Source organism: Pseudobdellovibrionaceae bacterium (genome assembly GCA_019637875.1).
GTDB lineage: Bacteria > Bdellovibrionota > Bdellovibrionia > Bdellovibrionales > Bdellovibrionaceae > JAHBUW01.
Genome location: JAHBUW010000003.1, coordinates 202,635 through 221,860 on the forward strand (window position 1 = coordinate 202,635; position 19,226 = coordinate 221,860).

Annotated in this window: 18 protein-coding genes; 6 read left to right on the forward strand and 12 right to left on the reverse strand. The window is 59.8% G+C overall.

What is annotated here, in order from left to right:
* Positions 1-126 precede the first annotated feature (126 nt).
* The 4 genes from KF767_05725 to KF767_05740 all read left to right on the forward strand — a co-directional run bounded on the left by KF767_05725 (position 127) and on the right by KF767_05740 (position 3,907).
* Positions 127-1,242, forward strand: a complete 1,116-nt coding sequence (locus KF767_05725; GenBank protein MBX3017368.1) for a DegT/DnrJ/EryC1/StrS family aminotransferase — start codon at positions 127-129, stop codon at positions 1,240-1,242.
* A gap of 9 nt (positions 1,243-1,251) precedes the next feature.
* Entirely contained in the window at positions 1,252-2,103 is an 852-nt protein-coding gene (gene kdsA / locus KF767_05730) for a 3-deoxy-8-phosphooctulonate synthase (GenBank protein MBX3017369.1), read from the forward strand.
* 320 nt (positions 2,104-2,423) lie between these two features.
* Positions 2,424-3,377, forward strand: coding sequence for a glycerophosphodiester phosphodiesterase (gene glpQ / locus KF767_05735; protein ID MBX3017370.1), 954 nt, complete (start codon positions 2,424-2,426; stop codon positions 3,375-3,377).
* A gap of 170 nt (positions 3,378-3,547) precedes the next feature.
* A complete protein-coding gene (locus KF767_05740; protein ID MBX3017371.1) occupies positions 3,548-3,907 on the forward strand; it encodes a pseudoazurin in 360 nt (119 codons plus the stop codon).
* On the opposite strand, the gene KF767_05745 is transcribed toward KF767_05740, so the two are convergent.
* From KF767_05745 to KF767_05775, 7 genes are all read right to left on the reverse strand, one after another.
* On the reverse strand, positions 3,900-5,678 hold the full coding sequence (locus KF767_05745) for a hypothetical protein (protein MBX3017372.1): 1,779 nt from the start codon (positions 5,676-5,678) through the stop codon (positions 3,900-3,902). The two genes, KF767_05740 and KF767_05745, sit on opposite strands and share 8 nt — an antisense overlap.
* A complete protein-coding gene (locus tag KF767_05750) occupies positions 5,671-6,831 on the reverse strand; it encodes an NnrS family protein (protein MBX3017373.1) in 1,161 nt (386 codons plus the stop codon). The genes KF767_05745 and KF767_05750 overlap by 8 nt, the downstream gene beginning before the upstream one ends.
* Complete coding sequence (locus tag KF767_05755; protein MBX3017374.1) at positions 6,812-7,417, reverse strand: SCO family protein; 606 nt, start codon at positions 7,415-7,417, stop codon at positions 6,812-6,814. Before KF767_05755 ends, KF767_05750 begins: the two co-directional genes overlap by 20 nt.
* Entirely contained in the window at positions 7,414-8,202 is a 789-nt protein-coding gene (locus KF767_05760; protein MBX3017375.1) for a formylglycine-generating enzyme family protein, read from the reverse strand. Before KF767_05760 ends, KF767_05755 begins: the two co-directional genes overlap by 4 nt.
* A 7-nt stretch (positions 8,203-8,209) precedes the next feature.
* Complete coding sequence (gene nirK, locus KF767_05765; GenBank protein ID MBX3017376.1) at positions 8,210-9,634, reverse strand: nitrite reductase, copper-containing; 1,425 nt, start codon at positions 9,632-9,634, stop codon at positions 8,210-8,212.
* A 100-nt stretch (positions 9,635-9,734) separates the two neighbouring features.
* Positions 9,735-10,436, reverse strand: a complete 702-nt coding sequence (locus tag KF767_05770) for a Crp/Fnr family transcriptional regulator (GenBank protein ID MBX3017377.1) — start codon at positions 10,434-10,436, stop codon at positions 9,735-9,737.
* 61 nt (positions 10,437-10,497) lie between these two features.
* Positions 10,498-10,779, reverse strand: a complete 282-nt coding sequence (locus KF767_05775) for a DUF2249 domain-containing protein (protein ID MBX3017378.1) — start codon at positions 10,777-10,779, stop codon at positions 10,498-10,500.
* A gap of 105 nt (positions 10,780-10,884) precedes the next feature.
* Here KF767_05775 and KF767_05780 point away from each other — a divergent pair, with 105 nt between their 5' ends.
* Both KF767_05780 and KF767_05785 read left to right on the forward strand, forming a co-directional pair.
* Complete coding sequence (locus KF767_05780) at positions 10,885-11,592, forward strand: Crp/Fnr family transcriptional regulator (GenBank protein MBX3017379.1); 708 nt, start codon at positions 10,885-10,887, stop codon at positions 11,590-11,592.
* Positions 11,589-12,272 carry a hypothetical protein gene (locus KF767_05785; GenBank protein MBX3017380.1) on the forward strand — a complete coding sequence of 228 codons (684 nt, stop codon included), beginning with the start codon at positions 11,589-11,591 and terminating at the stop codon, positions 12,270-12,272. The genes KF767_05780 and KF767_05785 overlap by 4 nt, the downstream gene beginning before the upstream one ends.
* Here the strand turns inward: KF767_05785 and nrdD are convergent.
* The 5 genes from nrdD to KF767_05810 all read right to left on the reverse strand — a co-directional run bounded on the left by nrdD (position 12,221) and on the right by KF767_05810 (position 19,217).
* Complete coding sequence (gene nrdD / locus KF767_05790) at positions 12,221-14,056, reverse strand: anaerobic ribonucleoside-triphosphate reductase (GenBank protein ID MBX3017381.1); 1,836 nt, start codon at positions 14,054-14,056, stop codon at positions 12,221-12,223. The two genes, KF767_05785 and nrdD, sit on opposite strands and share 52 nt — an antisense overlap.
* Entirely contained in the window at positions 14,043-14,528 is a 486-nt protein-coding gene (nrdG, locus tag KF767_05795) for an anaerobic ribonucleoside-triphosphate reductase activating protein (protein MBX3017382.1), read from the reverse strand. The genes nrdD and nrdG overlap by 14 nt, the downstream gene beginning before the upstream one ends.
* A 114-nt stretch (positions 14,529-14,642) precedes the next feature.
* Entirely contained in the window at positions 14,643-16,763 is a 2,121-nt protein-coding gene (locus tag KF767_05800; protein MBX3017383.1) for a hypothetical protein, read from the reverse strand.
* Positions 16,760-17,767 (reverse strand): Rieske 2Fe-2S domain-containing protein, encoded by a 1,008-nt coding sequence (locus KF767_05805; protein ID MBX3017384.1) that lies wholly within the window; start codon positions 17,765-17,767, stop codon positions 16,760-16,762. Before KF767_05805 ends, KF767_05800 begins: the two co-directional genes overlap by 4 nt.
* A gap of 4 nt (positions 17,768-17,771) precedes the next feature.
* Positions 17,772-19,217 carry a hypothetical protein gene (locus KF767_05810; GenBank protein ID MBX3017385.1) on the reverse strand — a complete coding sequence of 482 codons (1,446 nt, stop codon included), beginning with the start codon at positions 19,215-19,217 and terminating at the stop codon, positions 17,772-17,774.
* Positions 19,218-19,226: the final 9 nt, after the last annotated feature.

Below are 19,226 nucleotides of genomic sequence, written 5' to 3' on the forward strand. Positions count from 1 at the left end.
CATGGCAACGTGACTGAAAACACCCACTCCGCCGGTCTTAGGATGTCACTCGAGAATGACGGCGCGTGCGTGGACGCGGCCGAAATTTCGGAGCACACTGGGATCTCACACAGTCAGGAGAAGACGATGTCGCAAGTTCCTTTCATCGATCTGAAAACCCAGTACCAAGCCTTGAAATCGCAAATCGACGAGCGCATTCAAAAAGTTCTCGAACACGGCGCCTACGTGAACGGCCCCGAGATCTTGGAGCTGGAGAAGAAGCTTTGCGAATTCACCGGCGCGAAATACGCGCTCGCGTGCGCTTCCGGAACGGACGCCCTCGTCGTTCCTTTGATGGCCCTCGGTATCGGCCAAGGCGATGAGGTCATCACGACGACCTTCTCGTTCATCGCGACGGCGGAGGCGATCTACCTCGCGGGCGCGACGCCCGTGTACGTGGACATCGATCCCGTCACATACAACATGGACATTTCGAAGATCGAAGCGGCGATCACTCCCAAGACGAAGGCCATCATGCCCGTCTCGCTTTACGGCTTGATGCCCGACTTCGCGAAGATCAACGCCATCGCGAAAAAACACAATCTGTCGGTCATCGAAGACGCGGCCCAATCCTTCGGCGCGACTCAAGGTGGGAAACGCTCGTGCTCGCTGACGACCGCGGCGGGAACTTCGTTCTTCCCGGCCAAACCCCTCGGCTGCTACGGCGACGGCGGCGCGATCTTCACGAACGACGAGAACCTCTACAAAGCGATGAAAGAGATTCGTGAACATGGCTCGGAAAAACGTTACTACCACACGCGCTTGGGCGTGAACGCGCGTCTGGACACGCTTCAGTGCGCGATCCTGCTCGCGAAGATGGAACGTTACGGTTGGGAGATCGAACAACGTAACCGCGTGGCGAATCGTTACGCTCAGGCTTTTGCGCAGGTGAAAGCGGACGGCTTCCAGTACCCCACGGTTCCCGCCGACAACATGAGCGTCTGGGCGCAGTACACGCTGGCGGTGAAGGACCGCGCGGCCTTCCAAAAGAAGATGACCGAGCTGGGCGTCCCCACGAGCGTGCACTACCCGCACATCATGCCCGATCAACCCTGGTACAAGGCGCAGCTGAAGACCTCCGCACCTCAGGATTGGAATAAATCGCGCTGGGCGGCGGAGCACGTCATCTCGATTCCGATCTATCCGGATATGGACGAGGCGACTCAGGATCGCGTCATTGACGCGGTGAAGAAGTCCCTCTAAGAGAGGCCCATGCAAAGCGAATTTCAGCCTCTCAAGAAGACCGTCACCATGACTCACCCCTCGGGCACTTTCACCTGGGGGGATCGCAAAAACTTCGTGCTCTTCGCCGGTCCCGACATCATCGAGGACGAGGGCATGGTCCTCGAAGTCGGTCGCGAACTTCAGCGCGTGACCAAAGCTTTGGGCATTCCCTGGATTCTGAAATGCTCCTTCGATAAAGCGAACCGTCAAAGCGCGGGCAGCTTCCGCGGACCGGGCGCCGATGCCGCGCTCAAGTCCCTGCAAAAGATCAAAAGCACTTTGGGCTGCGCACTGTTGACCGACGTTCACGAGACCGAGCAGGTCGCGGGTACCGCCGAAGTCGCCGACGTCATCCAGATTCCCGCCTTCCTGTCGCGCCAGACGGATCTGCTGGTCGCCGCCGCGAAAACCGGCCGCGTCCTGCACATCAAAAAGGGTCAGTTCCTGGCGCCGTGGGACATGGGCGCGATCGCGAAGAAAGCCGTGAACGCCGGCAACGACAAGCTGCTGCTTTGCGAACGCGGAACCACTTTCGGTTACAACCGTTTGATCAACGATATGACGGGCCTGGTGGAAATGCGCCGCCTGGGTTTCCCGGTCATCATGGACTGCACGCACTCGACCCAACTGCCGGGCGCCACGGGGGAAAGCTCGGGCGGTCGCCGCGAGATGGTGTGGCCACTCGCCCGCGCCGCGATGGCCGTCGGGGTCGACGGAATCTTCCTCGAAACCCATCCCGATCCGGACTCGGCCCTGTGCGACGGGCCCACGTCACTGAAGCTCTCGAATCTCGAGACCTTCCTGAAAAGCCTGCAAACGATCTTCAACACCCATCAGTAAGCGGACAATGAAACCCGGGACCTCCCGGGTTTCTTCATTTAGGGTGTTTCCTCATTTTGGCCAGGCGCAGAACGTCTCCCGCCGTTCGAAGATCAAGGCGTGACGACGAAGGCTTAGCCGTTGCTACGTCGAGGAGGAGCAACGCGGAGATTCGGACGGCGGGAGACGCCCCTTCGGGGTCGAGTCCCTTCACGCCCCCTGACTTCGTTGCTCCTCCTTGAATTGGCAAGGCCAGTCCTTCGTCGTCGCGCCTCGCAGGTGTCGTGAAGGGACTCGATTCTGCACCTGGACAAAATGAGGAAACACCCTAGGGTGGAGCGATGAAAACGATCATTGGTTTTTTCGTTCTTCTTCTGCTCGCGGGCTGCACGACGGCTCCGAAATCCCACTTCACCCGCATCGCGCATCGGGGTGCCTCGGGCCATGTGCCCGAACACACGTTGGTGGGCGCGGCCATGGCGCACACGTTCGGCGTCGACTACATCGAAGCCGACCTCGTCCTGACGAAAGACGACCGGCTGATCGTGATGCACGATCTTGAACTCGACACGACGACGGACGTGGCGAAAGTCTTCCCCGGGCGAAAGCGCGCCGACGGCCGTTATTACGCCATCGACTTCACGCTGGACGAGATCAAACGCCTGCGCGCGGTCGAACGCTTCGACCCTCAAACCGGGAAGCGTATTTTCCCGGATCGTTTCCCCGACGACGCGCGAGGGTTCTCGGTGCCGAGCTTCGACGAGTTCGTGACGCTCGTGAAGTCCCTGAACCGCACCCGGGGAATGAAGACGGGCATCTACCCCGAAATCAAAAAACCGGAGTTTCACCAGCGCGAGGGCAAAGACATCACGAAAGCGGTGATCGAAGCGGTCCGCAAGCACGGTTACGAGGAAAAGCCTTCCGAGATTTACATCCAGTGTTTCGAACCGAGCGCGCTGAAGCGCTTGCGAAACGAATTCCAAACGAAGATCCCGCTCGTGCAGCTCTTGGGGGAAAACTCGTGGAAAGAATCCTCGGCCGACTACGACGCGATGAAAACCGATGCGGGACTGAAAGCCATCGCCGAATACGCCCAGGGCTTCGGTCCGAGTCTGGGAACGCTGCGTACGAATCCCACGCTCTTCCCGCGCGCGAAGGCCGCGGGTCTCGTGGTCCATCCGTTCACGCACCGTGCGGACCAACGTCCCTTCGGCTTCACGAACGAGGCCTATCTACGCATGATCCGCGAATCGGGTGCGGACGGTGTCTTTTCGGACTTTGCCGAGATGTTCTGAATCCACCGCCCCTATGACAGGGATCATACGCCTCTTCCGCGCGCGGGACGATAGTGATTCAGTCACTCATCGCTAGATTTTCCGCCCCTTAGGAGGTGTCCGTGAAACTGTCCGTCTGTTGTCTGCTCTTCCTCGCGCTCCCCGCCATGGCGAAGACCGTCGAAATCAAAATGCTCAACTCGGGGAAGGCCGGACCGATGGTCTTCGAGCCCGACTACGTGAAACTCGAGGTCGGCGACTCGGTCGTTTTTAAACCCGCGGACCTTTCACACAACTCCGCCTCTTCTTTGGTGCCGACCGGGGCCAAACCCTGGGTGGGCGTTGCCGACAAGCCACTCACGGTGAAGTTCGACAAGGAAGGCGTTTACATTTACAAATGCGATCCCCATCTCGTGATGGCCATGGTCGGCGTTATTCAGGTCGGACGTCCCGTCAACAAAGACGCCGCGATCGCGGAAGAAGCGAAGCTCGCCGCGAGCTTCGTGATGAACAAAGACCGCCTCAAAAAGGCGTTGGCCTCGGTCAAGTAAGCGCGTCCGCGCCCCGCCCGGGGCGCAGGAACTCGTCCACTCTCGCCGCGAACTCCGCGATCAAATCGGTCCGGAGTTCTTCGCTGGAAAGAAATGGGTTCATCAAACAAAGCCGCACGAGGCGGATCTCGTCGGCGTCGACGTCAAAGCCACGCGCGATCAGATCCTGAAAAAGACTTTCCGTGGAAGATTTGCGCGCGATGGTCGTCCGCGAAACCTGAAAAGCGCTTTCACCGAGGGATTCGATCCAGCGGATGAAACTCGGCACATCCTGGTTCATCACGCTGAGCCGACGCGCACGCCCCATAGAAAAACAAAGAACATTCAAGTCCAAACCGCCGGGAACGTAGACCCCCGCGCTCTCGCGCAGAATGCCTTCCAGCCGTCGGCGCGCTTGCGTCGCCCTTTTCAGCACCCGCCCATGTCCTTTTTCGTCGAAACCCATGGTCCTTCCCGCCAACCACGTTGCGGCCGCGCCGGTGGCCGAGCGTGAACCCTCAAGGCTGTACACGCCCGGGTCGACGGAATTCTCGAATGCGATGTAGGGCGCGTCGACCGCCGAGTGCGGATAGTCGCGCGCGTCCAAACACATGAACGCGCCCGAAGCGTAGGGAACATAGCCCAACTTGTGCGGATCCATGGTCAGCGAGTTCGCCCGCGCGAGCGCGCCCAGCGCGCTTAAAGTGCGCGCGTCGAGCGGATCGCCCGGCCGGGATGTGCGCAGGCTCGCGAAAAATCCGCCGAAGGCCGCGTCCACGTGCCACCAATGAAAACGCCCCGCCGCGCGCTCGCTCTCGATCTCGTCGGCGATTTCGTCCAGCGCGTCGACGCTACCGAGTTCGGTCGTTCCCGCGACCCCGACGATCATCGCGACGGGACGCCCTTCGTCCGCGCAGCGTCCGAGCGCGCGCCGGACCGAAGCACCATCCAAACGTCCCTCGCGCCCCAACTCGCATTCGATCACGGCCGGCGCCGGAAAGCCCAACAGCGCGGCGCCTTTGCGCCACGAGTAGTGACTGGAAGGTCCCAGGATGATCGCGGGCGCCCGCCAGGTCTCGCCGTAGATTTCCTCCAACCGATTTTCGGGACGTTCTTCGTTTTGCAACTCGGCCCACCAGCGCGCGAATCCCGACGGGGACAGCCGCCGACCGAGCTCGTCGAACTTCACCCAGCCCATCTGCGAGGCTTCACGAAGCGCTAGATGCTCGACGCCCTCCCGTCGCGCGTACGCACCCAAAGCTTGCCACAAACGTATGCGGTGCCGCGCTCGCGCCAGCGCTTCGAAGTTCGCGACCGTCCCGCCGCTCGTGAAGTGACCGACCCCGCGTTCGGGCACGGCCCCCGCCATCCGCAGCAACATGGCCACGGCCTCTTTCTCGATTTGCAAACCCACTTTCGACGACTCGGCCGAGATGTTATTCGGATTGTGCAAAAGCGCGATCACGTGACCCATGAGCGCCGGTAGCGACAGCTCCGAAAACATATGACCGACATAACGAGGCGAGAACTTCGGGATTTCGGCCTCGAAACGCTCGCGCAGCTCATTCGCGCGCTCCGCCAGATCGTTTTGCCGCTGCAGAAACGCGGGCGCGCGCAAATCGGAAGTCGGGATCGGTGAGCCGTCCTTGCGGAAGGTCGCGCGACGCCAGTCGAACCACGACCGCAGAAATCCGTCGATCCGCTCCTGGAACCACTCCCCGTTTTCGGCCCGCGGTCCCAGGAAGTAGGACTTCATCGCGATTTCGTCCGGAGGACATTTCGTTTCATTCACGGAAAACTCCCAGACGGTCTTGGATTTTCCGTCCGACCTTCAACCACCAGACGCCGAGCGCGAACATCCACAAAAACGAGACGCCCGCGGCGACATCGAATATGCGACCGGGGCTCAACAAGGGCCAAAGTCCGCGGACCAGGGCCGCGATCAAAAAGGTGCCGGCGATCATGCCCAGCGCGCGGGTGTGCAGCTCGAACTCCAGGGCTTCCCCGCCGTGGGCCAATACGACCCGCACGGCGATCATCAAAGTCATCAAAGAAAATCCGCCGATGTACACGATATGCAGGAGGTGCAGCTCCCATGCCGGAAAGAACGGCAGGAAAAAATGCGGGACGACCAGCATCACCGCCGCGGCCCGAAGCCCCAAACTCAAAAACCCCGGACGCGCGCGCGGGGCGAAGACGCGAAAGCCACGGATCAAAACCACGCCCAACACCGCCGCGCGCAGCGCCTGCCCCGCAGGCCGCGAAACAAAATCCTCCAGCGGAAAGCTGACGTTCAGCGCGAGCAACACCGGTAGCTGATGAATCCAACGGGTTCGTCCCGCTTCGTGCGGCGAGAGCGCCCCCTGCACGCGGCTGAGCACGGGCACCAGCCGGCTGCCCAAACCGACGATCAAATTCAAAATGAAAGAGTCATAGGCCAAGTGACGCGCGAAACGCGCCATCTCGGGTGATAAGGCCCCCGCCCCTGCGAGCATGAGCAGACCGAGCGCGCCCGAAATCAAGCCGACGGGAACGAAAATGAACATCGCGGGCGGAGTCTGCCCCCGATGGCGTAAGCGCCGCCCCAGAAAGAAAAGCAGGAAAGCGGGAAGCAGCACCGCGACCCCGGCCCCCACCCCGATCCCGAACAGGGCCAAGACCACGAGGTGAGCCAGCAAAAGACATCCGATCACCGCCACTTCCCAGGGGCGCGCCGCCCAGGTACCGGACATCTTCGGCGCGGCCGTCATCAAAAAACCCGCGACGAACGCGGCTAAAAATCCCCAGAACATCAGACGCCCGTGAAAACCGATCGGGTCCGTGAAAAATCCCAGACCCAATCGCAACGAAAGCCACGGTAAAACGCCGATCAAACCCAAACCTATCCCGACGGGAAAGAGCAGCCGGTAAGGTTCGGGACGTTCGTTATTTTTTCTCTCCGACACGCCCATGGGGTTTCGCCTCCTTGAGGGCCGTCGCGACCAATGCCTCGTGATCGGCGTTCAAACCGTTGATTTTCTGCGTGAGGCGCCCCCGCGAATCCAAAAGTGCGATCACATTCGAGTGCGAAAAGTGTCCGCCGCCCTCGGCTTTGTAGTTGATTCCCAAAAGAATCGCGAGTTCGCGGGTCGAAGCCGCGTTGTCCGCGACCAACATCGTCCAAGCCGCGTCCGTGATCTTGCGCTTCTTCATGAACTCGGTCAGCTTCGCGGGCCGATCGCCATCGGGATCGAAACTCGCGATGACCACGCGGTACTCCGTCCCGCCTTTCTTGCGCAGGTCGGCTTCAATGTTTTTCAACTTTTCCACGACCAACGGGCAAGTGTACTCGCAACCGGTGTAGGCCATTGTGATCAAGACGGGCCGCCCTTCAAGTTCGCCCAGTCGCTGACGACGATCATCCTGCCGCGACCACTCCGAAGTGAGTTGGTAAAGCGAGTCGGCGGGCAACTCCGCGCCGCCCAGCGCACGCGGTCCCGATGAAAAAACGAGTCCTCCACCTAACGACATCAGCACAATCAACTTTTTCATGGTTTCAACTCCTCAACGCAACGAAACCCCAGATTCCAAATCGCCGAACGACCGTTCAGGCTTGAGCGAAACGCGAACCGCATGAAGGCCGCGTAGTTTTCTTTGTCACCGCCGGAAAGCCCGCCCGCGCCGCAGAACATATTTCGGTCAAAAGACGAGTCTTCGCGGCTTTCCCCGGTTACGAAATTCGAATTGAAATCGTCAACCCATTCCCAGATCCAGCCGTGCAGGTCCGCGATGCCGTAAAAATTCTTTCGTCCCGGAGCGGCCCCCAGCCATTCACCCGAACGGGGCTGTGAATACCACTCGAGGATACGCGCCAAAAAACGTGGATCGCCCGAAGCGTCCGGTCGATCCTCGCTCGCGGCCGCCATGTATTCCCACTCATGCGTTGTGGGCAGTCGTTGCCCCCGGCTTTCGCAGAAGGCCTTCGCCGCGAACCACGGCACAAAGCTCACCGGCGCGTCCGGCCGGGCACCCGCTTTCAAAACTTCAGCGTTGAACTGAGACAAATAACTTTCGTCCGCGAACAGCGGCGACACGCGGGCCTTCTGCCAACGTGGGTGCTTGCGCAGAAACGCGGCGAACTCGGCATTCGTGACCGCGCGGACGTCCGCGCGAAAGGCTTTCACCGGAATACGTTCCGTGACGACGCGTCCCCCACTCTCGGAGCGGGATTCGATCCAGAACGGCCGCAGCTGGCCGGCCGGAACCGAAACCTGCGCCGAGGCGAAGGCCCCCGGCGCGATGCTCATCAGTAGAAGTGCCAGCGCGACGCGTACCATGGGGTCCTCAATGCGCTTCCATCGACGCGGGGGCTTCACGCTTCACCGCTTTGACGTCCGCCGGAGTCACGACACGTTTCTTGTTGCCCCAACTGTGGGTCACGAAGGTCAAGACGTTCGCGATGTCCGCGTCGCTCAAGCCCAGCGCGGGCATGACGCTGTTGTATTTGTTCCCGTTCACCGTGATGGTGCCGGTCAGACCGTTCTTCACCACGCCGATCGAGCGTTTGATATCTTGGTTCAACCAATCGGATTTCGCGAGCGGCGGAAACGCCGCGGGAATCCCCCGACCGTCCGGTTGGTGACAGGCCGCGCAGCTGTTGTTGTACACGATGCGGCCCATCTTGATTCTTTCTTCCAGGCTTTGCGCGACCTCCAAAACCGGCTCGGGCGTTTTCTGGATCGCGCTGCCCTCGGGCAGATAGACGCTATCCAAGGTCTTACCCGAATAGATGCCTTTGTCCTCAGGCCCCTCGGCTTTCAGCAGGCCGAGCGCACCTTTATTGAAGGCACGGAACAACGAGTGATCCACGAGCACGTAAGAGCCGGGAACATCCATTTTGAATTCTACGATCGCCGCGCCCCCCGCGGGCACGAGCGTCGTTTGCACGTTCTCTTGGAATTTGGTTCCGCCTTCAATGTAGACGCGATCGAAAATCTCGCCGATCACGTGGAAGGACGAAACCAAATTCGGCCCACCGTTCCCCACGAACATCCGGACCGTCTCGCCGGTTTTCGCCTGCAGGGCCTTGTCACCCAAAAGCGAATTCGTCGCGCCGTTGAACACCACGTAGTCGGCTTTCTCTTCGATCGCCTTCTCCATGCTGAAAGGCTGATAGCCTTGCTGGCCGTTTTTCCCTTTGGTGTAGAAGTCCCCTTGCATCACGTAGAACTCGCGATCCACCTTGGGAAGCCCCGCCTTCGGTTCGACAAGGATCAAGCCGTACATTCCGTTCGCGACGTGCATCCCCACCGGCGCGGTCGCGCAGTGGTAGACGTAAAGTCCGGGGTTCAAAGCCCGAAACGAAAAGACCGAGGAATGTCCGGGCGCCGTGAACGAGGCCGCCGCCCCGCCACCGGGACCGGTGACGGCATGTAAATCGATATTGTGGGGCATCTTCGACGTCGGGTGATTCATCAGATGGAACTCGACTTCGTCCCCTTCGCGAATACGGATGAAACTTCCGGGTACGGTGCCACCGAAGGTCCAGAAGGTGTAGTCGACACCGTCCGCGATCTTCATTTTCTTCTCGAGGACTTCCAGCTTCACGATCAGCTTGGTGCTGTGTTTTCTCGTGATGGGCGGAGGCACTTCCGGTGGTGACGTCAGCACCGCCGCTTCCTCTCCCCGAATTTGCCCTTGCGCCAAGGGCAGACCGGATAACACTGCCAGTCCCAAATACAGCCAAAACAAGTTGCGAGTCCTCATCATGTTCTCCTTTGTCACGTCTCAATCTACGGACTTCCAGGAGAACCCAATATGATGTCGGTCATGCTCTTCTAATGATTTGGGGCCGGTTCGCGCATTCCGGCTAAGATTCCTTGATCAAGGTGGCGATCAGATCGGGACGCAGGATCTCGATCTGCCGGTCATTGGTCTGGATCATCCCGCGATGGGACCAGTCGCTCATGATACGTATGACCGACTCCACCGCCACGCCCAAGGTGTCGGCAATTTCCTGCCGGGTCAGCGGTAAGGGCAAAATCTGCTCTTGATCGTCCCCGCTACCGCGCTCGAGAAGCTGCAAAAGCAACGCGGCCACACGCTGCGCGAGCGGGGCCCGCGCCATCGTTTTTTCGTCTTGGATGAGGGTCATTCGCGAATACAAAAAGGAGTTCAATCTTTGCTGCAGGATCAGATTTCCCGCCCAAGCTCGCGCGAACGTCGAACGGGGCAAGACGTAGACGCGCGACGGACCCATCGCCCGCGCCGTCACGGGATAAACGCTTCCCGCGCGGCCCATCACCAAGGCCCCGATGACGTCCCCGGGAGTCGCGAAATACACGATCAAATCGTCCCCGCGCGGAGTCGGACGCAAAAGCTTGTAGGCGCCGTTCAGCACGATGGCGAAGCTGTCCGCCTCGTCGCCCGCGCGGTACAGATTCTCGCGATGTTTGTGAAGTGCGACGTGGCCGTTCGCCAGAATCTCGTTCGCCACGCTTCGCTCAAACCCCTGAAGTAGGGGCAGTTCGGCGATTTCACGATAAAGAATCTCGAGCTGTTCCGGTCCCATCTGCGCCTTCAAATTTAGAAGCGAGGATGACCCCAAGTCAAGGGACGCTCCCCGCCTGAATTCAGTCGTCGCCCCCGCAGATCCCGCAGCAACCTCCCGCGGAGTGTCCACGTGACCCGGTCTTTTCGATTTTCACCCGCCAAGTCGTCGGGCCACTTTCCAGATACTGCCAACCCCAGTTCGGCAGTCCGAGTGCCTCGAATTGCCGCTTGAGCGGAACGGGATCGTGGTCGTTTTTAAGCACAAAAAATTCGCCTTCGCTCAGCCCCTCGAACATCGAGAAGATCAACGCGTGACGGAAACGGGGATCGAACGAACGAACGTCAAAGACGGTCTCTGACATGAGCCCTCCAGTACCTTTGATCCTAAGGGCGGGTTTGCGGCGCCCCTATGATCCAGATCATGCGCACCTCGCATTCGGCACCCGATCATGGACGCGGGAGGCTCCATGAACGAAACTCTTCTGCCCAGCGGAAGCCTGCAAGGCCTCGAAGTCCTGCATGATCTGCCACCCCTGACGACCCAGCGTCTGCTCGCGGGCTCACGCCTTCTGCGCCACCGTCACCGCGCCCCCTTGATTCGCGCGGGCGACGACGCCGACCATTTCGCGCTCGTGGTTTCGGGATGCTATAAAATGTTGAAGCCTCGCCCGGACGGCGGCGGCACGCTCATCGCCTTCGCCACGAGCGGCGAACCGATCGGTCTGCTGACCATGGCCGAAACGGGACCGCACGGCTATCCCATCGACGTCGAGTCCTTGGGCATGTCCTCGGCCCTCTGGATTCCGAAACGGACTTACGAAGAGGCTTGGCTGAGAGAACCCCGGGTGGTCCGCCGCATGCATTTGGCACTGTTGAAACGGTCCCGGGATCTGCACGCGGATCGCGCCAGCCAACACCTTCCGCTTCCGGCACGGATCGGGCTCTTTCTGCTTCGGCACCTCGAAAGGTCGGGCGTCGATGACCACGGTCTGTTGAAGTTCCCCCTCACCCGTCGAGAGATCGCCGAAGCGGTCGGCGCGCAAACCGAGTCCGTCGTACGCGTGATGAGCGCCTGGCAAAAATCCGATTGGATCTCGACCTGCGAACGCCATATCGAAATCCGGCATCCCGACCGGATCGCCCACCTGATCGAATTGGCCGAGTCACCGTCATGAGCGCGGATTCGGATTTTCTCGCCCTTTTGACCGAGGAACATCGCGCCTTCGAAGCCGCCGCGACGGCTTTGTGGCGACGCGCGAAGGCCTCCGGCCGTGCCGAGGACTTCGAGCCGCTGCGGATTCTTTGCGACGATTTTCTGATCGGTTATCACGACGAACGCGAAGAACGCGAGATCCACCCACGCCTGCGCGGGCTACCCCGTCTGCGCGAAGGCGGCCCCGCGTGCACACTTCACTTTGATCGCTTCATGAATGCACGCCCCTTGAATCGCGCCGCGCGCGTTTGCGCACGCCAGGGCGTCGCCTTCCCCGATCCTCTGTGGAGCGTCGATGCGAGCGCCGATATCCAGGCCGGCTCACCGCTCGCGATTCCCGGCGAAGATCACGAAGCGACCCGCGTTTTGCTTCGCGCGATCGCGTCACAGGACCTCCCCGACAACGCCGAGGGATTTTCCACACGCCTGGCCCTGTTCGCCGAGCTGATCGAGCTTCGCATCGATCACCACCAACGTGAAGACACCTGCTTCTTTCCGATGTGTCGCTCGCTGGTCGATCCGCAAACTTGGCGTGAGATCGGCGCGCGCGACGGGGACTGGTGTCCCCCGCGCGATCTTCCGGGCGTCATTCAGGCCATCACGACGCTCGCCTCGGTCGGCTGGACGCGCGTCGCGGAGTGAGCCCGCAGCGCGGCTTCATGGTAGTGGCGTCGCGCATGCTCCCGGCGTCGGCCCGCCCCGAACGCGCTGACGCGTTTCAGATAACCGATGACCCGGGTCGCGTGATCCACGTCCGCCGATCCGCATTTGCCGCAATGATGGCGCGTCCGTTTATCGATGGCGCCGCAGTCGTTACAGATCGTGGTGCGCACGTTCACGCAGAAGTAGCTGCATCCCGTCCGCGCCGAAAGATCGATCAGCCGGACGTAATTGTCGGCGCTGAGCGCCTCGTCCAGATTCAAATGCAGCGCCGATCCGCCGTCCAAGAATCGACCGATTTCGTCTCCGTGGAGCGTGAATTTTTCGACGAAATCGACGTCGTCGTCCTCCACCACGTAGAGGTAAGAGTTGTAGCAATCACGCGGCACCAGATAACCGTCGCGTCGATCCCACATCGCGTTTTTCACGCCCAAATTTTCGGCGGGCACGAATTCCGTATTGAACATATATCCCGTCTCGGCCGAGGCGGCCCGGTTCAAGTCGTAAATTCGTCGTAGCAAATCGCCGACGAATTTTTTGTACTCCGGATTGTCACGGGCCTGGATTCCCGAGGCTTCCGCCGCCTCGACGATGCCGTTCACGCCGATCGTCAGGTACTGCTTCGACAACGAGATCAAGCCCGCGTCGTAAACTCCCAACATGCCCGCCGCCAAGAATTCCTCCATCAACTTACGGTAGGCGACCTGATACTTGTGGATCTTGGGGATCTCATCCTCCAAACGCCGTTTGTCTTGCACCAATCGATTCATGTTTAAAGTGATGACGTTGATGCTGCCGGTGGCGACCCCTCCGGCCCCCAGCGTATAAGAGAAACTGCGATCCGTGATGGCGTTGCGCAAACGGCAGCAGCTGGCCAGACTGTCCGCGCTGTCGGAAAGGTAGATGAAGAACGAGTTACCGACGGACAGCTCGCGACCGACGAGACCCGCATAGTCACGGTCCGCCGCCTGGCCATCTTTCGTCAACATCGCGACCGTCACGACCGGGAAGGTCAATACGGCCCGCGCGCGCTCTTTATTGAACCACTCCAGGAAATGGCGCTGCAAACCATCGACGCTCTCCCAGACCGGGCGATCCCCATCCGGGAAAACGAAGTTCTCGAACATGCTCGAAAAATAATGCCGATCGTAAACCGAAATATTCCAGAAAACCGACTGGTAGCCGCGCGCGGCCGCCGGTTGATTGATCGAGTACACCACCTGTTGGAAAAACGCGTTCACCTCCGCAGCGTGATCCGGCAGATACCGCTCGCCCCACTCCCGACGGGCGAAATGATCGAAATACGTCAGAAACTCCACGGTCGCGACGGCCCCGGCGAACTGGGCGCTGACCGCGAAGACCAAATTGATGAAAGAACCGCAGAACGACGACAGATGCCGCGGCGGCCCCGACTCACCGCCGAGCTTGCGCAGCCCATCGAGCAGGAAGGGGTACATCGAAATCGAAACGCAGTAAGGTTTCAACGACGTCTCGTCGTGAACGTAGATTTCATGCGCCTCGATCTGGCGCACGTATTCACGCGCGAGTTCATCGCCATAAAGCTCGCGGATCTTCGCGCCAACGATCCGACGATTGATTTGGATGTTGATATCCTTGTTGATCTCGGCCTCTAAGGTCGCGATGTTCTTCACCGTGACGTTGGCGTTCGCGTCGAACTTCGACGCGTCGGCCGCGTTCTTCGAAACCAGATAGTCCCGGACGAAACGTTCTTTTTCCTGAATCTGCTCTTCATTAAGCCGGATCATGTTTTCCTCCTTGGAATTCCTCTTGATGAAACCGGAACGTCAGATCGCGTCCCGTCGAAATGTCGTAAAATCTTTGATTCGTGCGTGGCGAGTCCAGCCCGCCGCGATCGGCGCGGTAAGGCCCCACCTTCAAGTAATCCAGGCGCGCCACCAGCTCTTCCGGCACCTCGGCCCGTTCCAGCCCCGTGTAAAGACAGGTTTTCAATCCGCGACGATGAGCTTCGTCAAGCCAGGCGGCCAATGCTTCCGGCTCCCACTCACCGCCCAGAAAAAGTACGCAGGTCAGCGCGCCCCGCGACCGGGCCAGCCAAAAGTCGAAGTCCTCGGCGCAAAGTTCGCGACCCCGTCCCCCATTCCACGCATCCGAGGAATGGCAACCGCGGCACCGCATCGGGCAACCGGTGATCAGCAAAGCCAAGCTGATCTCGTCCGGAACCTCTTGAAAAACCAAACGCGCGCTCAAGTACCGCATGCCCGCATTGCACGGGCACCACTACGGATCGTCAAAGGAAAGGCCGACGCCACTAGAGCGCGATGATCCTCGTCCTAACAACATGACCGCGGTCATCGAATGGAGTTCGCCAATTTATTTCGTGCGGGGTCGCAAGAGTCCCTTCAGCAGGACGTAATCTCCGAAGAGCATCAGGATCAGACACAGAATCAAGAGCGCGCCGACTTCACGCACGTTCCCGAAATCCGAAAAAAGCCAAGGCACGCAAAGCGCCACCGCGACGATCGCCATGACGACGGCGCTGGGACCGATCTCGTCGACCGAGTCCTTCAGCTCGCCCTCGCGCGCGTTGAATAGATACTGAATGGCATTGTCGCCGCTCAACCCCGCCACGGTCGAAAGCAGAATGCAGCTCAGTAGGGAGACCGAAGTCTGCGTGATCACGAAGACGTAAAGCAGCAGTCCCTGTCCCCACAACACGGAAATCGTGATATGCTGCCAGTGCGCCGCCTGCCCCGTCGCGAACATCAAAAAGTAAATCAGCACCAAGATCGAAACGATACTTAAAGCCAGGCTTTCCAAAAGCGTGCGGATGATCAACCGCGAATAATCGCCCAAGGCCACGAGTTCGCCCGTCAGCACGCAGTCACCTTGGCAAAGCGTTTCGACTTGCACGCGCAACTCGCGAACCGCGTCCATGTCCGAATCAAGAAGGTAAACGAACGCGCGCTCCGGACCGCGACTGGAACGATAACGCCGTCCCAACTCCGTCCGGGCCAGATCTCCCAATGCGAGCTCACGGATTTCACGGTCCTGAAGCCCGCCCTCGCCCCGACGTTCCAGCCCCAGCAAAAGCGCGGGGTGTTCGATCCACGTCACGCCCCCAAGCTCACCAACTTGACTCAAGATGGCGTCGCGCCGCTCGTCCGGGAGCGTCCCCTTCCAGGTCAGCTCCACGAAACTTTCCCACCGCCGCGCCGCACGGATTTCGTTTTTCACCGTCACGACCGGGTGGTCCTTCGGGAAAATCTCGAAGGGACTCGAATTGAAGTTCAGCTCACGGAAAAGAAAAGGCGTGAACGCGAGCGGGACGATCAACGCCCATCCCAGTCGCCGCGGCAGCACGATCCGGTCCGCGTAGTGAATCACTCCACGGAAAAAGGCGGTGGGGCGCAAACCGCCGCTTCGCCAGCGAGGGATCAGGTAGACCACGACGAAGAAAACCAAGAACCACTCGAGCATCACACCGACGCCCGTCCAAAGGGCGAAGCGGTCAATGGCGGGAACGGTCGTTACGCCCAAACTGCCGAAACCGATCGCCGTCGTCAGGGACGTATAAAACGACGGGATCAAAAGCTCGCGCGCCGAAGCCTGAAGACTTTGGTTTTTTCGCGCGCTGAAAAAGAAGATAAGGAAGAGGTCCTCAACCGTCGCGATCAAAAGCAGCAAAAAAAGATTCGACGTCAGAATGTCGAGGGTTTGCCCGAACAGACTCATCAGCCCCAACGTCGCACCGATCCCAAGAAGCATCGCGATCCAGCTCAGAATCGCGGCCCGCCACATCCCGAAGAGCGCGAACACCAAAAGCCCCAGACCGATCAGGCCCGCGAAATTCAGCAGGTTGGTGCGTGCGAGTCCTTTCTCGGCGAACGCGTCGAAGACCGCGTCCCCGGTCCACCGGATCGCGTAGCCCGTGGGCGCCCCGACCCCCGCCATCAGGGCTTCGACCTCGGCCCCCGTCAACTCATCGTTCACTCGACAGCTGATCAAGAGTGTTCCGAAATCTCGGCCCCACAACCCGCCCCATGGGGACTGCGCAAAATCGCGCAGATCCGCCGAGGACCAGGCACGATCTGGCGGTAGCCATGTGGGATAAAGAAGTCGCGAGGTCTCGGCTTCGTAGAAAGGACGTCGCACCGACACCGGCGTCACGCAAGCGTCGTCGCCGAAAACGGCGGGTACGTTCGTCACGAGCCAGCGCCGCAAAGATTCCGTATCGGGTGCTTGCGCATTCAGAACGCCGACTAGATTTTTCTGACGGGGAAAGATCTCGGTGTGTTCGTGGTAGGCGCGAATGATCTCGCTCTCGCCGTCAATCAGGTCGCTGACTTGGACATCCGTGCGGAGCCAAAACGCCGGCAACGCGCAAACGATCATCAGAAGAAACACCCCGTAAACCAAAGCGGGGCGTGCCGTCCACGCTTCGTGGAAGTTCAAAACCGCGGCATGAATGCGTTGAAGCGATTGGAATTTCAAATCCGCAACTGGTATTGGCGCTCAAAATCGTCGAGCTTCTGGCCCGCGCGCATTTTCTGAATGGCTTTGTAAACGTAATCTTCCGTCGAGACCCAGGCATCCTTATCCGGAAAATCGCGCTGGCACTGCTCCTGAACTTCGAGAGTCCGGAAATCCTGTTTGACCAGAAAACCCGTGAACAAGCGGAAGAGGGGTTTCATCAAACCGAAATACCATGTTCGTGGCGATTGGAAGACCAGGATGCCCTCGCAACGCCCATCCGGCTTATCCGCGACCGCCAAAGTCACCCGCAGATCGAGGCCCCGCGAACTCCAGTACTCAAGCACCGCCGCGTCCGGGTCGACGTAACGACCGACGGTCTTTTGACGATCCTTCTCGAGCACCCGGCTAATCAAGCCCGATGGCTTCGGTTCCCCCGTATAGGTCAACTCGAGAACACGGCTACCGGCATCGAGCTTCGCCGTGACGTCCACCAGGTGACGATCGTGATCGGCGCGCAGAAAAGGGACATGCACGAAATGCGTATGAAACGGATCCAGCAGGTTTTCCAGCAGCGCGATTTTCCGCGACGACACATTTTCGACGTAACGGAAAGAGTTCCAGGCCGGGTCTTGAAGATCCCGCAGCCACTGCGGCAGGGGCGGCGTTTCTTTTCCGGGTTCGGGATCAACGACGAACAAAACACCGTCGGCAAGGGCCACCGGATACCGCTTCAAACAGAAACGCGGTGGCTTTTTCTCCATCAGTCCGGGGCGGTCGCAAAGCTCACCCTGAGCGTCGAATTTCCAACCGTGATAACTGCACACCAGCTCACCCGACGAGGTCAAGCGGCCTTCACTGAGGGGATAATTGCGATGGGGACAGCGGTCTTCGAAGACATCGAAGCTCGCGCCACGTGGTACAATAACGACGGGCTTACCGTTCAGATAAGACTTCGCCGGTTTGCCTTTCGGCAACCGGCGTGTGTCGATCAAATACTGCCAATGCCCCTTCACTTCACTCATGAAATTAACGGGCCGCGAATCCGCCGGTCGAGTGGTTCAACACGCGCAAGGTCCGGGCGATATCGGCCTGATTCTGAACGTCCGCGTACTTTTGGTAGATGGGAAGATCCCAAGCCTGCGGCAGACCGTGCTGGAAGTTGCGGTAACTGACCTTCGAGGTCGACGCCCCGACGGGAACCGTGGCCTCCAGCGTGCGCCGAGTTTCGAACTGCGTGGGGAAGAAGGCTTTCAGATCCGCCGGCGGATTCAGGAACAGCTCTTTGAAGTTCAGCTTCGCCGTTTCGCCGGTCACGTTGCTACGGATTGGCTGATCGTTCACGATGCGGTTCAAATTCTCGACGTAAAGATCCGACTTCGCCATGTCCATGCGGACAAGCTCTGGCGGCAACGAAAAGTTCTGTCCCGCCGGACGGTCCTTCAAACGGCGCCAAGCTTCCGTCATCCGTGCGGCGGCCGAGCGGTTGTAAGTGTAAGCTTCCGCCATGGCCTTCTTCCCGAAGTCCTCGGTCGAGTTCAAAGTCCACAGCCCACGGTTCTGCGGATCGCGCAGAACTTTCGCGAGTTCGATGCCGGTGATGCCGTCGACATCCGACAACAAAAATCCGTCAAAGCCGTACAAACGACCGACCTGTTTATTGAACTCCAAAATCCCGTTCTGATTGTAAGCGCAGAACACATCGATCTGCGCCAGGTTCAGCTCGTAGGTTCCGATCAAGAACTGGATTTCTTCGGGACCGAAGGTCAGATCACGGCCCACGCCGTCGGGGAAGGATTTCGGTCCGTAACCCAGTTGCTGATTCCAGTGAACGCCGGTTCCCGATTTCGCGATCGCTTGCAGCGCGGGCAGCGCGCGGGCGATGCGCGGACGGATGTCCGAGTGCAACCAGGTTTGTACGTCGAGTTCGGTGCGGAACTGTTTCGCGAGCGCACCGTCCACGCTGTAGGGAGCGGCGAAGTAATCCAGAAATGCCAGCGCGTGGGGCGTGGGATTCAATACGCTCACCGCGGCGACCGTTTGTTTGACGATGGAAACCGCCGACGACTGCGCCAAACGTGTCAGGTCCGTGCGTTTCTCCAGCAGCGGGCGCAGACGCCAGAAGGCACCACGCGCACCTTCGATGATGAAAAGGTGCTCGGCCAAAAACTTCGCCGAGTTGTCTTTCAAGTTGGCATAGCCTGCGCGGGTCTCGTCGATGATCTTTTGCAGATCCGACGCGTTTTTCGTCGCCAGGATTTTCCCCACCACCTCGTTGTATTCGGCCGAAGCGGGCTCACGGGAAGATTTCGTTTTCAGCGACGGCCAAGCGGCCGCATCGAAGGGGACGTAGTCCACCGGGGACCATGCCGGAACCGGCGAAGCCTTCGGTTTGGGATTCGCGGCGAGCGCGTCTGTTGCCAGTCCCGAACCCAGTCCCCAGATCAGCATCGTTCCCAAGATCAACTTCATCATGCTCACTCC

What these genes read in the sequence shown, in the direction of transcription:
- glpQ (MBX3017370.1), top strand. Translation starts at nt 2,424, where the DNA reads ATGAAAACGATCATTGGTTTTTTCGTTCTTCTTCTGCTCGCGGGCTGC.
- KF767_05785 (MBX3017380.1), top strand. Translation starts at nt 11,589, where the DNA reads ATGAGCGCGGATTCGGATTTTCTCGCCCTTTTGACCGAGGAACATCGC.
- KF767_05725 (MBX3017368.1), top strand. Translation starts at nt 127, where the DNA reads ATGTCGCAAGTTCCTTTCATCGATCTGAAAACCCAGTACCAAGCCTTG.
- kdsA (MBX3017369.1), top strand. Translation starts at nt 1,252, where the DNA reads ATGCAAAGCGAATTTCAGCCTCTCAAGAAGACCGTCACCATGACTCAC.
- KF767_05805 (MBX3017384.1), bottom strand. Translation starts at nt 17,767, where the DNA reads ATGAGTGAAGTGAAGGGGCATTGGCAGTATTTGATCGACACACGCCGG.
- KF767_05760 (MBX3017375.1), bottom strand. Translation starts at nt 8,202, where the DNA reads ATGGTACGCGTCGCGCTGGCACTTCTACTGATGAGCATCGCGCCGGGG.
- KF767_05780 (MBX3017379.1), top strand. Translation starts at nt 10,885, where the DNA reads ATGAACGAAACTCTTCTGCCCAGCGGAAGCCTGCAAGGCCTCGAAGTC.
- nrdD (MBX3017381.1), bottom strand. Translation starts at nt 14,056, where the DNA reads ATGATCCGGCTTAATGAAGAGCAGATTCAGGAAAAAGAACGTTTCGTC.
- nrdG (MBX3017382.1), bottom strand. Translation starts at nt 14,528, where the DNA reads ATGCGGTACTTGAGCGCGCGTTTGGTTTTTCAAGAGGTTCCGGACGAG.
- KF767_05770 (MBX3017377.1), bottom strand. Translation starts at nt 10,436, where the DNA reads ATGGGACCGGAACAGCTCGAGATTCTTTATCGTGAAATCGCCGAACTG.
- KF767_05740 (MBX3017371.1), top strand. Translation starts at nt 3,548, where the DNA reads ATGCTCAACTCGGGGAAGGCCGGACCGATGGTCTTCGAGCCCGACTAC.
- KF767_05775 (MBX3017378.1), bottom strand. Translation starts at nt 10,779, where the DNA reads ATGTCAGAGACCGTCTTTGACGTTCGTTCGTTCGATCCCCGTTTCCGT.
- nirK (MBX3017376.1), bottom strand. Translation starts at nt 9,634, where the DNA reads ATGATGAGGACTCGCAACTTGTTTTGGCTGTATTTGGGACTGGCAGTG.
- KF767_05755 (MBX3017374.1), bottom strand. Translation starts at nt 7,417, where the DNA reads ATGAAAAAGTTGATTGTGCTGATGTCGTTAGGTGGAGGACTCGTTTTT.
- KF767_05810 (MBX3017385.1), bottom strand. Translation starts at nt 19,217, where the DNA reads ATGATGAAGTTGATCTTGGGAACGATGCTGATCTGGGGACTGGGTTCG.